Here is a 13,757-nt window from a genome sequence, read left to right as displayed (position 1 = left end):
CTTGATGTCAATTGTCAGTGCAATAGCTGAAGATATCGAAGAGTTGAAAGAGATTCGTCACGGTTTGCACGCGCATCCCGAACTCGGTTTTGAAGAGCATCGCACGGCCGGGGTCATCGCCGATGAACTGCGACGCCTGGGTATCCCATTCCACAGCAATATAGGTAAAACCGGCCTGGTCGGCATCATCAAGGGGCAGCTGGGCGAGAGCCGCAAATCGGTCGGATTGCGGGCCGACATGGACGCCTTGCCCCTGCAGGAGTGCACCGGTCTGGCCTACCAGTCGAATACCCCGGGCCGCATGCACGCCTGCGGCCATGATGGTCACGTCACCATGCTGCTGGCAGCGGCACGCTATCTGCAGGCCAATCGCGACTTCGATGGCACCGTCTATCTGATCTTCCAGCCCGGAGAAGAAGGCTATGCCGGCGCCCGCGAAATGGTGGAGGACGGCTTGTTCGAGCGCTTTGACGCCGACGAGATCTATGCCATGCACAACTGGCCCAGCCTGCCTATCGGCACCGTCTCGATTGTCGACGGTCCGGCCATGGGGGCAACCGACCGCATCCGCATCCGCATTCGTGGCGTGGGCGGACATGGCGGGGTGGCGCCGCACCGTGCGATTGACCCGGTGCTGGTGGCAGGTCATCTCATCGTGGCCATGCAAAGCATTGTTAGTCGCAATATAGACCCACTGGAGTCGGGGGTGGTCAGCCTGTGCGGGATCCAGGGCGGTAACCTGGATGGATTCGCGGTGATTCCGGATGAAGTGGAACTGGTTGGAACCTGCCGATCGCTCAAGCCTGAAGTGCAGGACTTGTTAGAGAAGCGTGTCAATGAGATCGTGCAAGGCGTCGCCGCCACGTTTGGCGCCAGCGCCGAGGTGACTTATGAACGCCTGTTTCCGATGGTCATCAATGCATCGCCGCAAGCCCGTTTTGCCAATGAGGTCGCACGCGAACTGTTAGGGATTGAGAACGTGGTGGCCATCCCTCGGCCCAGCCTGGGCGGGGAGGACTTTTCGTTCATGCTGCAAAAGAAGCCTGGCGCCTATATTCATCTTGGAACTGCCGTGGGCAAGAATGACCATGGCTTGCACAACCCCAATTTCGACTTCAACGACGACGCCATTCCGATTGGCGGCGCCCTGCTGGCTGCGCTGGCCAGGCGTTCCTTGCAGCAGCGCAGTTAGACCGGCGCTGGCACGAGCAGACCCGGTAACAAGACCAGAGTAGTACCAGCAGCAAGACGGTGCGCTGACGAGCGTACACGTGCAGGGGCCCCTTCCGCTTTGATCGTTTTATCCATGCCATGCAACGTGGCGCTGTCCGTGACCGGTCGCTCCCGACCGGTCGCGCGGCACCGCGCAACCTTCGTCAACACCAGGAGTATGAGATGTCATTGATCAAGAAGATGGCACTGGCCGCTGCCATGCTGCTCGCCACCCATGCCTCGTTTGCACAAGACCCCGGCAAGACCCTGCGCATCGTGCCGCAGGCCGACCTGAAGATCCTCGATCCGATCTGGACCACTGCCTTCGTGACGCGCAATCACGGCTACATGATCTACGACACCCTGTTTGGCGTGGATGCCGACGGCAAGATACAGCCGCAGATGATCGATCACTACACGGTGTCGGCCGACGGCAAGTCCTGGAACTTCACCTTGCGCCGCGGCCTGGTTTTCAGCGACGGCAAGCCTGTGACTTCCGAGGACGTGATCGCCTCGGTGCGCCGCTGGGCGCAGCGAGATAACCTGGGCCAGAAGATGCTGCTGGCGCTGGACAAGTTCGAGCCGGTCGGCGCTAACGGTTTCCGGATGAGTTTCAACCAGCCATTCGGCATGTTGCTCGAAGCGCTGGCCAAGCCCTCGACCAATCCGCCGTTCATCATGCCGGCGCGGGTCGCCCAGACCCCGGCTGATCGGCAGATCGATGACACCACGGGCTCCGGTCCCTATGTCTTCAAGAAGGATGAATATCGTCCGGGCGAGAAGGTGGTCTACCTCAAGAACCGCACTTACGTGCCGCGCAGCGAAGCGCCGTCCGGCACTGCCGGCGCCAAGCTGGTGTATGTCGACCGGGTGGAGTGGGTCATCCTCAAGGATGCGCAGACCCAGACCAATGCCTTGATCAATGGTGAAGTCGACATGATCGAATGGGCGCCGGCCGAGCAATACGCCGCGCTCAAGGCCAATCCAAAAGTTAGCCTGCAAAGCCAGTTGCCCAAGGGCTCGGTGGCGCTGCACCTGAACCACCTGATACCGCCGTTCAACAATCCCAAGATTGCCCAGGCAGCGTTCATGGCGATCAACCAGGAAGCCCTGATGAAGGCGCAACTGGTCAACAAGGATTTATATAACACCTGTACCTCGATCTATCCCTGTGGCAGCACCTACGCCTCGGACAAGACCGCCTACTTCACCGGCAAGTCGCAGTTCGCCGAAGCCAGGAAGCTGTTGAAGGAAGCCGGCTACGACGGCACGCCGGTGGTGCTGATGTGGCCGACCGACTTCGCCCAGCTCAACAAGTATCCGCCGGTGCTGGCCGCGTTGCTGCAGCAGGCGGGATTCAAGGTAGACCTGCAATCGATGGACTGGCCGACCCTGGTGTCGCGTCGCGCGATGAAGTCGCCCGTGGCGCAGGGCGGGTGGAACGCCTTCATCACCGCCTGGGGTATCGCCGACACCATGAACCCATTGTTCTTCGCGTCGCTGACCGGCAGCGGCGAGAAGGGCTGGTTCGGCTGGGCGACCGATGCGCGGTTGGAACAGCTCAAGAGTGAGTTCCTGGCCACCATGGACGAAGGGCAGCGCAAGCAACTGGCAGAGCAGATCCAGGAACAGAACTTTGCGGGCAGCATCGTCGGTCCCATCGGCGAGTACAAGCCACTGACCGCTTATCGCAAGGGCGTTGTGAGTGGATTGGTGAGCGCTCCGGTCAATGTGTTCTGGAACCTGAAGAAGGACTGACACGCGGTCCCCGCCAGGCCGCCTGATGACGGGGGCCTGCGCCGGGATGAATCGTTGACGCGCATTGCACGCGCTGGAGCGGGAGTTCAAGATGCTTTTCTTTGTCATGCGCCGGCTGATGGCCACCATCCCGGTATTGGTGGTGGTCGCCTTCATCGTCTTTCTCATGTTGCGCCTGGCCCCGGGCGACCCGGCGGCTTCCATCGTCGGCAGTGGCGGCACCGCCGAGGATATCGCCCAGGTGCGCGAACAACTGGGCCTCAACGCCAGCCTGCCGGTGCAGTTCGCGCAGTGGTCGGGACGCATGTTGCGGGGCGACCTGGGTGAATCCTTCTTCATGAAGAAGCAGGTCAGCGAACTGATCTGGCAGCGGGTCGAGCCGACCGTGTCGCTGACCGTTATCGCCCTGATCGTGACCTGTCTCATCGCCATACCCCTCGGCGTACTGGCCGCGTGGCGTCATGGCGGACTGCTGGACCGGATGCTGATGGGATTCTCCGTGCTGGGTTTTTCGATCCCGTCCTTCGTCATCGGCTATCTGTTGATCTGGGGCTTCGCGCTACATCTGCAGTGGTTGCCGGTACAGGGTTATACCCGTATCGCCAACGGCTTGATTCCCTGGTTGGCGCATCTGGTGTTACCGGCCACGGCCATCTCCATTATCTATGTCGCATTGATCGCCCGTGTCACGCGCGCCGCCGTGGCCGAAGCGCTCACCGAGGATTACATCCGTACTGCGCGTGCCAAGGGCATCAGCGAGATCAGGGTGTTGATTCGCCACGGCCTGGCCAATGCCGCCATTCCTATCGTGACCGTGATAGGCCTGGGGATCGCCCTGCTGATCGGTGGCGTGGTGGTCACGGAGAGCGTGTTCGCCATTCCGGGGCTGGGGCAACTAACGGTCGATGCCGTTCTCTCGCGCGACTTTCCGCTGATCCAGGGCATCACCCTGTTTTTCTCGGTCGTCTACATCGGGGTGAACCTGCTGATCGACCTGAGCTATCTGATCTTCGATCCACGTATTCGTTATTGATGCCGCCAGCCATGAAGCCAATGTCATCCATCACCCCGGCCACAGACGCTATGTCCGCTTCGTCGCCGCCAGTTTCAACCGCTTCCAGCCGTCCGATGCTGTGGCAGCGCGTGCTGAACAACGGCGCGGTAAGAGTGGGCGGCGCCGTGCTGTCGTTATTCATTGCCATGGCCGTTCTGGCGCCATGGCTGGGCACCATCGATCCGCTCGCGCTGGATCCGGGTAACGCCAATCTGCTGCCGCTGTCGACGGCCGAATTCAATAGTCTCAGTGGCGAGACCTTCCAGCATTTCTTCCTGATGGGCAGCGATAGCCTGGGGCGCGACATCTGGAGCCGCACCGCCTACGGCGCCCGGGTCTCGCTGACGGTAGGCATCTCGGTGGCTTTCCTGGCGCTTTCGCTGGGCATGCTGATCGGCATGCTGGGCGGTTACTTCAGGCGCATCGACAGCATCCTGATGCGCATCATGGATGGCGTGATGGCGATCCCCGGGATCCTGTTCGCCATCAGTCTGGTTGCGCTGTTTGGCGGCACCTTGCCGATCGTGGTGATGGCCATCGCGATTCCCGAGATACCGCGCGTGGCGCGGCTGGTCAGGTCGGTGGTGCTTGCCGTGCGCGAGGAGCCCTATGTCGAGGCGGCGATCGCGCTTGATACGCCGACCTGGAAGATCCTGTGGCGCCATATCCTGCCCAATGCCGTCGCTCCGCTCATCATCCAGGGCACCTACGTCTGCGCGGCGGCCATCCTGGTCGAAGCCATCCTGTCGTTCCTGGGAGTAGGCCTGCCGGCGGACATGGCGACCTGGGGCAACATCATGGCCGAGGGCAGGGCGCAGTTCAACGAGTATCCGCACAACGTGCTGTTCCCGGGATGCTTCCTGGCGGCCACGGTCCTGGCGGTCAATATCCTGGGCGATGGCTTGCGTGACACGCTGGATCCCAAGTTCAACAAGCGCGGAGGCTGACCATGTCCACTTTGCAACCGCAGTCTGGTGTTGGTGTTAATGAATTGGTGCCGCCGGTCCTGACCGTGCGTGACTTGTGCATCGCCTTGCCAGGCGGGGCCGATCGTCCGGATGCGGTGAGCCATATATCGTTCGACGTGGCGCCCGGTGAAGTGCTCTGCCTGCTGGGCGAATCCGGCTCGGGCAAGTCGGTCATCGCCAGCGCCGTGATGGGTTTGTTACCCAAATCCCTGCAGGTACGTCATGGCAGCATTCATCTGCAGGGCGAATCCTTGCTTGATGCCAGCACCACGCGCATCAATGGCTTGCGTGGCACCACCATGAGCATGGTGTTCCAGGAACCGATGACCGCGCTCAATCCGGTCATGAGCTGCGGCGCCCAGGTCGACGAACTGCTGACCAGGCATACCGGGCTTGACCGTGCGGCCCGCCGCCAGATGATCCTGGACATCTTCGCCCGCGTCGCGCTGCCGGACCCACCGCGCATCTACGCATCCTTTCCGCATCAGCTGTCGGGCGGGCAGCGTCAGCGTATCGTGATCGCCATGGCCTTGATTCTCAAGCCGGCCTTGTTGATCTGCGATGAGCCGACCACCGCGTTGGATGTCACCACGCAAGCCGAGATATTGAAGCTGATTCGCCAACTGCAGACCGAGAACGCAACGGCGGTCCTGTTCATTACCCATGACTTCGGTGTCGTGACAGAAATCGCCGACAAGGTGGTGGTGCTGCAACTGGGCAGCATGATCGAGGCCGGCGAAAAAACCGAGGTGCTGGGCCATGCGCGCGAACCATACACGCGCATGCTGCTGGCAGCTGTGCCGGAGCTCAAGCGCTCAGACCGAAGCCCGGTCAAGCATGCCTATCCGCTGCTGGAAGCGCAGCATATCCGCAAGACCTACGACAGCGGCGGCTGGCGTCGGCCACGGCACCAGGTTCATGCGGCGCATGATTTTTCAGTATCGCTAAGGCCCGGTGAAACCATCGGCATCGTGGGCGAATCCGGCTCCGGAAAGTCGACCGTCGCGCGCTGTATCGCGCGCCTGATCGAACCTACAGCGGGCGACATTTTCGTCGATGGTCGTTCGGTCGCCAGGGCGACGGGGCGAGCATTGTCACCGATGCGGCGACAGGTGCAGGTGGTGTTCCAGGATCCGTATCGCTCGCTCAATCCACGTCAGACGGTAGGTGAGTCCATCATCGAGGGGCCCCTCAATTTTGGTGTTTCGCGCGCGCAGGCGTGGAAGCAGGCCGAAGAAATGATGTATCTGGTGCGAATGAAACCCGAAGCGTTGCGGCGCTATCCGAATGAATTTTCTGGCGGACAGCGGCAGCGTATTTCGATTGCCCGGGCATTGGCCTGCGAGCCCCGTATCCTGATTGCCGATGAAGCGGTCTCGGCCCTCGATGTATCGGTGCAGGCGCAGATACTGGAGTTGCTGGAAGAGATCCAGCAAAGATTATCGATCGGGATTCTCTTCATCACCCACGATCTGCGCGTGGCGAGCAGGATCTGTGATCGGGTCATCGTGATGCAAGGCGGGAGAATCGTCGAGCAGGGCAACGTCAATGACGTGTTCTTTGATCCGCAAGAGGAGTACACGCGCAAGTTGCTGGCGGCAGCACCCGGGAGGGAGTTCTCGTTTTCCGGCCCGGGAAATACGTCGCGTTAGAAAAACGGGGCGGGAAGCGGTTTTGCTGCGTCGAGAGGGCATGGCTGCAACGGAAACCCATCGCCTGCCGCCGGCGGCACAACCATACTCACGCACGTGCATGTTCCAAAAAAAGATGCCCGCCATCGCGAGCATCCTTTTCCATCTACATCAATCACGCCAGCGCACGTTCAGAACGAATGCCTGATCCGAGCATCCCAGGCAAGATCCCCGGACCCGGTCTCGATGGCGCTTCCCACGATATAACTGGCGCTGTTCCGGTTCCACTACTGGCCGCCGTCGTGTGTAGCTCCGTTCGGGCGGGCAGGGCATAGAATAACTTTCTCTGTTGTCGAATGGGAAAGATGCTCGGCATGCTTTCAGATAAGTCCGCATAGGCCTGCTAATATTGCAAAAAAGGGGCTTGGGATTCGCTAAGGGGCTAAAACCAAGTATGTGCATCTGATTGGCCGATATTGGGATCGCGCCTAACTTTGAGCTATAACTAGGAATTATGGGTGAGTTCCTCAATCGTCGTCCGCATTTGGAGAAGCTGTCAGAGTTATTCCGTACTGGTGCTGCACAGGGCGCTGTTGTAGCTGTCTACGGGGCACCAGGCGTCGGTAAATCCGCTCTGATTAAGGAAGCGGCCAAGGCGGCAGCTTCTCATTATTGTTACGTCTATTGCGACCGCCAGACAGAAGGTGTTTTGTCAGGCCAGCCACTTCCAGAATTGTTGCAAAGGCGCCTATCTGCACTTTCGGTAGAAAATGGATTCATGTCCTTTGACGTGTTCAGAAACGATAAACGTTGGATTAAAACTTTTGTACGTGGAGGGGAGGCTGTAGGTCTTGTCGTGGCAAAAACTGTTTTGCCCAGTGACTCGGCTGACTTCGTGGTAGAGAGCTATCAACAGGCGCGATCCGCGTGGGAAAAACGTGGTCGGAATGTTCCAAAATCGTTTGATCTTGACGATCAGAGGTTGCTCTATGCGCTTACAGTGTTTGAGAAAAATCCAGCCATCATCCATATTGACCATGCGCAATATATAGAGCCTCACGAGTTGGAAATATTGCTGCACCTAGTCGACGCAACCAAGGCCGTTCTATTCTTGGAATATGCCACAAACGAGCCTTTCTCAAAGGTGACCCTTGCGCCGCAACTGATTGATCGCCCTGTCTTGGGGTTCAAAATTGAGAAGCTCGCTGAGCAGTACACAGATAGGTTGTTTGCGTCACTACCAGAACGTTTCGCATCCGTTTTACGAGAACAATTTGAGCAAACTGGTGGCGACCTGAGACTGTTCGATCAAGCTGTAGCGATACAGTCTCGGCGAAATAACATCGTTGAGATATTCGACATCACCGACGATAGCTTGACAAGAACGATTGAATTGTCCATGGCACGTTTGGATAATGAGAAAAAACATCTCGTCGTTGCGCTTTCTTCTCACGCGGGGCCAATAGAACGTGATCTCTTGCAGGAATTCATTGACTCCCTCCCTGCTATTGCTGGCTTTTCGAAAAGCCTTGATGTAAATGAAGCAATTGATCAACTGGACGGCAGTTTATTAGTTGTTGCAACAGCAAACGATGTGATGTCCCATGTGCGTGCTATCAAAGAAGTTGATCGTGATCCTCAGTTAGCCAAAATCAAATTGATGTTTCGTAAATACTGGAAAATCTTTTATCAAGATTTGCCCAATAGACAAGTGTTTGTTTCGGATGAGGCGCGCTGTCGGCAATTGCTACATCAATGTGCTGAATTAGAGGACTTTGTAGGCATCGCAAGAACGCTGCAGGAAGTGGGGAAACGAGGAATTTCGCGCCGAAATCCTCGTGCAATTGTTGTGTATCTTCAGGAAATCATCAGTAAGCTGAAATTTTCAAATGATCGTCTAGCGATGTCTCGCGTCACACTTTCTCAGTGTCTATTCTTTTATCAGACAGGTTGGTTTGATGACGCGCTAACATGTTTGCTCATGGTTGATGAACTGCCGAGAACGTATGAGTACATGCTTTCGGAGCTATATGCTTCCACGGACCAACAGTCTAAGGCGATACGTCTGGCGCAAAATCATATTGATCAGCTTGATCCTGATGAAGCACATGCGTTGGATTCGGAGCTCTGCCTTCGGCTTATTATCATGCACGCGTTGCGCAACTCGGATCGCCTTCAGGAGGCCCGCGCGTATTACCTTGAGGCCATCTCACGCAAGAAATACGCGTCGTTAAAGGCTTTTCCCACCCTTTTGCGATACGCTGACTTTTGTTTATACAAAGATGAAGACCAACCTCTTTGTATCCAGTATTTAAGACAAGCCGAAAGGTTGATCAAAGAATCTCAATCGCACGGAAACGGTCACAAGCAGGCATTCCAAGTGGAGTATGTCAGTATTTGTCTGTCACTCGTTCAGCAACTGGGCTATACGGAAGCGTTGGAAGAGGTGGAGGGTTATTTGCAGGAAGTTGACGAGATCGCGCAAGACTCATGGATTCAGCAGGCAACTTTGATGGCCAATTGGGCAGTCCTGGCGATGTATCGTGGCATTTTTTCAATTGAGGATCGCGATCGTCTCCGACAAGCTTTGCTGTTATCTTACGATCCACTGGACCGGATTCTTATTCAGATAAATCTTCTCGTTTGGTACGCCATGGCGGGACAATTTGACGAGGTGAGGAGAATCGCCAATTCACTACATAACGTCACATCGAATCCAATGATCGACACCGAGATAAGAAGAATCGGTCTGTATAACTTGGAGCAGTTGGAGCGTGTCCTTGGTAACGATGCGAAAGCGGACGAGCTATATACTCGTTGGTCCGCGATGGAGTCAGGGATCGATGTGGCGTATTGGTGCTTCCGTCGTAGCCGAAATGTGCTTCCTCCATCTTCGTCTCCTCGTTATCAGATGCAATTTCACCCGGTCTATTTAGCACATTGGCACACTGGAACCGTACCCTTCGAGGCTATTGGTAACGAGCTGTGAAATGAACTCTTTAAACGTCTTTTCGTTATACCCGAAAGCACTGCAAAACTCTCCATCAGGACCAAGGTAAATATCGGGCGTAAGTTCTAGAATGACGACGCTGTTATCGGGTGTAATACGGCCGTCGATGCGTAACAGTTCCGTCTTTCCAAGGCGATCAAAACAATCTAAAAATGCTTCGTTGACACTCTGTTCGATAGATTTGTTTAGATCTTCGAACACGAACGTGTAGCCGCTAGGCAGCTTAAGATCAAAGGTGTTTAAGCGATTATTCAGAAAATCGGAATTTCCATTAATTTTCCACCCACCGACCTGAATTTTTACGCCACTTCGAGGATTCCCTAGGATGCAGGCCGAAAATTCGCGCCCCACGATGAATTCTTCAAGTATTACCGGCTGACCCAATTGTTTGAAAAGTACCTCGGCAATTCGCCGAACTTCATCCCATGATTTGCAGAGATTTTTATCGCTAATTCCAAGGGAAGTCCCTTCATAATTAGGTTTAACGACAATTGGTGGCGTGAGATAACTTGCGAAGTCAAGATCATCCAATGTCGTGAGAATCGCAGAAGAAGGTACCTGCAAACCAGATTGACGGCATATTGTTTTGGACAGTTCTTTGTCATTGCAAACCACTTTTGCATACGCGTCTGCACCAACGAACATGACCTTTGATGCTTCACATATAGCCGGCACTAGTCCGTGGCGACTGCGGCTGCTCTCTCCAAACCAATAAGGAAAAACTAGACTATTGGGGTGCTTGTTTATGTCCGACGTGAATTGAGAGAGGTCTGAGAAGCTGATGACTTTGTCACCGCAGCTCTCTAGCGCTGCACGGATCATGTCAACAGTATTTGCCAGTGGCCGATCAATACGCCTGTCGTACTCTGTGGAGGGGATTTCACCTTCGGAAGGATCGGCAACCAACAACACGGTTCCATCCCAAATTCTCTTGCCGCTTATTTCACCCATAATTCCTAGTTATCGATAATTCTCCAACCGCTTTCTAATGTTGACCTTCGTTATCTTTTGATGAAGATGATGGTCTGCAACGTGGGTATAAATCTCGGTGGTCGTAATGCTGGCATGCCCGAGAAGCTTTTGAACCAGGCGAATATCAACGCCGGCTTCAAGTAGCTGTGTTGCTGCCGTATGACGAAGCATGTGTGGAGTAACACGTCGCTCTACTTTCATCTCTTCGGCGTAGTTGCGTATAACTCGGCGCAGATATTGTTCTGAGGCGCTCCTTCCCAAACCATTGAACAATAGAAAATCGTTACTGGTTGCCCCGAAATTTCGTTTTGCATAATCGAAATAGCGGCGAATTCGGGTAGAGGTGACTTGGTCGGGGAAAAAGACGCGTCGTTCACGGTTTCCTTTTCCCAGTACATTTATTTTTCGCGCGCCGTGATCAATGTCTTGCGGCTTTATCTTTGTGAGTTCGCCTACGCGCACGCCGGTCAGCGTCATCACTTCAATGGCGAGTCTTGCCGTCAATCGATCCCAGGCCTTTCTGGATGTCACCTGATCTCCCAATTCCGGAGCGCTTCCCGCACTGCACTCTGGAGAAAACGCCGCCAGCTTCTTCATTTCAGACGTTCGTAGATTTCTGGGGAGGCGTTTAGGAAGCCTGACCGTGATGGACAGCGTCTCCTGAGGAAAGGCACGAATATATTTTTCTTTGAATAGCCAACGGACGAATACTTTGAGAGTGGCAATGCGCCGCTTGATAGTTGCCGGCTTTAGATCTGGGCACGAGAGCCAAGCATGAGTCACATCGTGAATCAAATTGGAATCAAGGATGTCTTCTAATTCTCTCTCGGTGGACGATGTGAAAATTTTCAAATCTGCCTCGTACGCCTTCAATGTGTGAGAGCTAAGCTTTTTGTACGTACGGCAGTGATTTAAAAATAGCGGTATTGCTTCTGCGATGAACATGGATGTCTCCAGTTAAATGGAAACAAATGATAGCGCCATGGAAATTCACTCATGCTGGCAAAGAATGAATTTGAAGACCCGGGGGACGAGGCTGATGTAGATGGCGTTGACCTGAAATCTACTATTGATGCGTTTGGGAAAATCAGACTAATACCGACATCCCCCAAAAAAGGATGCCCGCCTTAGCGAGCATCCTTCCCCTCGGCATCAATCACACCCGCGCATGTTCAGAACGAATGCCTGATCCCCGCATTCCAGGCAAAATCCCCTGATCCAGTTTCGATTGCACTACCCACGGTATAACCCGCGCCGTTCCGGTTCCACATACGGGCCGCCGTCGTGTAGAGCTCCGTGCGCGCCGACAGCGCATACAGATATCCCAGGGAAAACTGCCGGGCATCCTGGTTGAATGACGTCCGGTCATCCTTGTAGATGAACGAGGTGATCAACTTGTGACGCCCCAATGGCACCGTGGCGCCGAGGATGATGTCCCGGCTGTTGGTCGACGGCGTGGGCGCGGTCGCCAGGCCATACGCGTTGGCGTTGTTGAGGGCTGAACTTCCATAGCCACGGTTGATCCCGTAGCCGACACTGAACTTGACCACCTTGAGATCATAGCTGGCGGACAACAAAGTGTTCTTGGCATTCTCCGTGCGTTGCACGGCGGTCGTGTCCATATTGCGATTGTGGTGCGCCAGGCGGGCATTGAAGTTGCCGCCGGCATAGGCAAGTGCGCCACCCCATGCTCGCCCCATGGCATTGGCGCCGGCATTCTCGCCGAAACCAACGACCGCTTCTCCCGTGAATCCGCGGTAGGCGGGCGACACATACTTGACCGAGTTATCCATGCGGCTTCCCGAATTTGCCGCCAGGTTTGCCGCGTTTCCTGCGAAACCGGCCGCATAGGGATCGGCAAGCACAAAGCCGATATATTGCGGTGTGTACTGGCGGCCAAACGTCAGGGTTCCGGCAGTCCCGCTCAGTCCGACATAAGACTGGCGACCGAACAGCAATCCGCCCTGGCCCATCGCGCCGGTATCCATCTGGAAACCGGATTCCAGCAGGAATAAAGCGGACATCCCGCCGCCCAGGTCTTCGGTCCCTTTGAATCCCAGGCGGGACCCCGATCCGATGCCGCTGGTCACCTTGTTGACACTGCCTGCGGCGCCGCCCGACTCGTGGACAATGCCCATGTCCAGGATGCCGTAAATGGTGACGTTGGTCTGCGCCTGCACCGCCGAACAGGCCGCAATCGCGGCGATGGCGACACAGGTTTCTTTAATGCGAAGTGCTTGCTTCATGGTTCTCCTCCTAGGAATGAAATGGCAAATACGTGCTCTGGTGATTGCGTCGGCACGAGTTTTCCCGCACGCGGAGTTGCCCCCGCGTGATATCGGTAACAGATGAGTGTCGGTGCGGTTAGCGGCCAGTGAAGATGGGCGGGCGCTTTTCCTTGAAGGCCAACTGGGCTTCACGCGCATCATCGGTCTTGCCGATGGCGGCGGTCATGTCCTGTTCATAGCGGTAGCCATCGCGCAGGCTGAGGTCTTCGATCACGTTCATGGTGTGCTTGCCCATGCGGGTCGATATGGGGCTCTTGGCGGCGATGCTGTGCGCAATCTCCAGCGCCGTCGGCAGCAGGTCGTCAGGCGCGACGCAGGCTTCGACGATGCCCAGTCGATACAACTCTTCGCCGCCGACGCGATAACCTGTCAGCGCCATGCGGCGCAGGCGGGAATGTGAAAACAGGCGCATGGCATGCCGGCAGCCGCCGAGCAGGCCGACGTCGACCTCCGGCAAGCCAAGAGCGGCCTTGTCGGATGCCACCAGGATGTCCGACGAAGCCACCATCGCCAGTCCCGACCCCAGCGCAGCGCCGTTGATGGCGACTACGACCGGCTTGGCGCATTCACGGATGGCGTGGAAGCATTCCCGGGTACGACGCGAGTGCGCCATGAAGTCGCCCGGTTGTTTGATATTCTCGGCGCGCCCCTTGAGATCGGCGCCGGCACAGAATACCTTGCCGGCGCCGGTGAGCACCACGGCGCGGAGTTCGTCAGTCTCCGAGATGGCGTCCAGCGCCATGGTCAGTTCATCATTGAGGATGCGGGTCAACGCATTGACCGGAGGGCTGTTGAGGGTCAACGTGACGACATGGCCTTGCACGCTGACGTCGAGCTGGGTGAAATTGAACATGATGTCTTTCG

The 13,757-nt window shown here is 56.2% G+C and carries 10 protein-coding genes; 6 read left to right on the top strand and 4 right to left on the bottom strand.

Going from position 1 to position 13,757, the window contains the following annotated elements:
- The first annotated feature begins 4 nt into the window (after positions 1–4).
- The 6 genes from LBW87_RS13285 to LBW87_RS13260 all read left to right on the top strand — a co-directional run bounded on the left by LBW87_RS13285 (position 5) and on the right by LBW87_RS13260 (position 9,612).
- A complete protein-coding gene (locus tag LBW87_RS13285) occupies positions 5–1,192 on the top strand; it encodes a M20 aminoacylase family protein (RefSeq protein ID WP_225201971.1) in 1,188 nt (395 codons plus the stop codon).
- Positions 1,193–1,395: 203 nt separating this feature from the next.
- A complete protein-coding gene (locus LBW87_RS13280; RefSeq protein ID WP_225201970.1) occupies positions 1,396–2,970 on the top strand; it encodes an ABC transporter substrate-binding protein in 1,575 nt (524 codons plus the stop codon).
- Positions 2,971–3,061: 91 nt separating this feature from the next.
- Positions 3,062–4,003 carry an ABC transporter permease gene (locus LBW87_RS13275; protein ID WP_225201969.1) on the top strand — a complete coding sequence of 314 codons (942 nt, stop codon included), beginning with the start codon at positions 3,062–3,064 and terminating at the stop codon, positions 4,001–4,003.
- 50 nt (positions 4,004–4,053) lie between these two features.
- Complete coding sequence (locus LBW87_RS13270) at positions 4,054–4,971, top strand: ABC transporter permease (protein ID WP_225202267.1); 918 nt, start codon at positions 4,054–4,056, stop codon at positions 4,969–4,971.
- 2 nt (positions 4,972–4,973) lie between these two features.
- Positions 4,974–6,644, top strand: coding sequence for a dipeptide ABC transporter ATP-binding protein (locus tag LBW87_RS13265; protein ID WP_225201968.1), 1,671 nt, complete (start codon positions 4,974–4,976; stop codon positions 6,642–6,644).
- 493 nt (positions 6,645–7,137) lie between these two features.
- Positions 7,138–9,612: an ATP-binding protein gene (locus LBW87_RS13260; protein ID WP_225201967.1), complete on the top strand. Its 2,475-nt coding sequence runs from the start codon at positions 7,138–7,140 to the stop codon at positions 9,610–9,612.
- On the opposite strand, the gene LBW87_RS13255 is transcribed toward LBW87_RS13260, so the two are convergent.
- The 4 genes from LBW87_RS13255 to LBW87_RS13240 all read right to left on the bottom strand — a co-directional run bounded on the left by LBW87_RS13255 (position 9,556) and on the right by LBW87_RS13240 (position 13,746).
- Positions 9,556–10,584, bottom strand: a complete 1,029-nt coding sequence (locus tag LBW87_RS13255; protein WP_225201966.1) for a hypothetical protein — start codon at positions 10,582–10,584, stop codon at positions 9,556–9,558. The genes LBW87_RS13260 and LBW87_RS13255 overlap by 57 nt on opposite strands.
- Positions 10,585–10,593: 9 nt before the next feature.
- Positions 10,594–11,550, bottom strand: coding sequence for a tyrosine-type recombinase/integrase (locus LBW87_RS13250; protein ID WP_225201965.1), 957 nt, complete (start codon positions 11,548–11,550; stop codon positions 10,594–10,596).
- 227 nt (positions 11,551–11,777) lie between these two features.
- Positions 11,778–12,851 (bottom strand): porin, encoded by a 1,074-nt coding sequence (locus LBW87_RS13245; protein ID WP_225201964.1) that lies wholly within the window; start codon positions 12,849–12,851, stop codon positions 11,778–11,780.
- 118 nt (positions 12,852–12,969) lie between these two features.
- On the bottom strand, positions 12,970–13,746 hold the full coding sequence (locus LBW87_RS13240) for an enoyl-CoA hydratase/isomerase family protein (protein WP_225201963.1): 777 nt from the start codon (positions 13,744–13,746) through the stop codon (positions 12,970–12,972).
- Between the last annotated feature and the right edge of the window lie 11 nt (positions 13,747–13,757).

It is taken from the genome of Herbaspirillum sp. alder98 (assembly GCF_020179755.1).
Lineage (GTDB): Bacteria > Pseudomonadota > Gammaproteobacteria > Burkholderiales > Burkholderiaceae_D > Herbaspirillum.
This window is presented reverse-complemented; position numbering and strand designations above follow the sequence as displayed.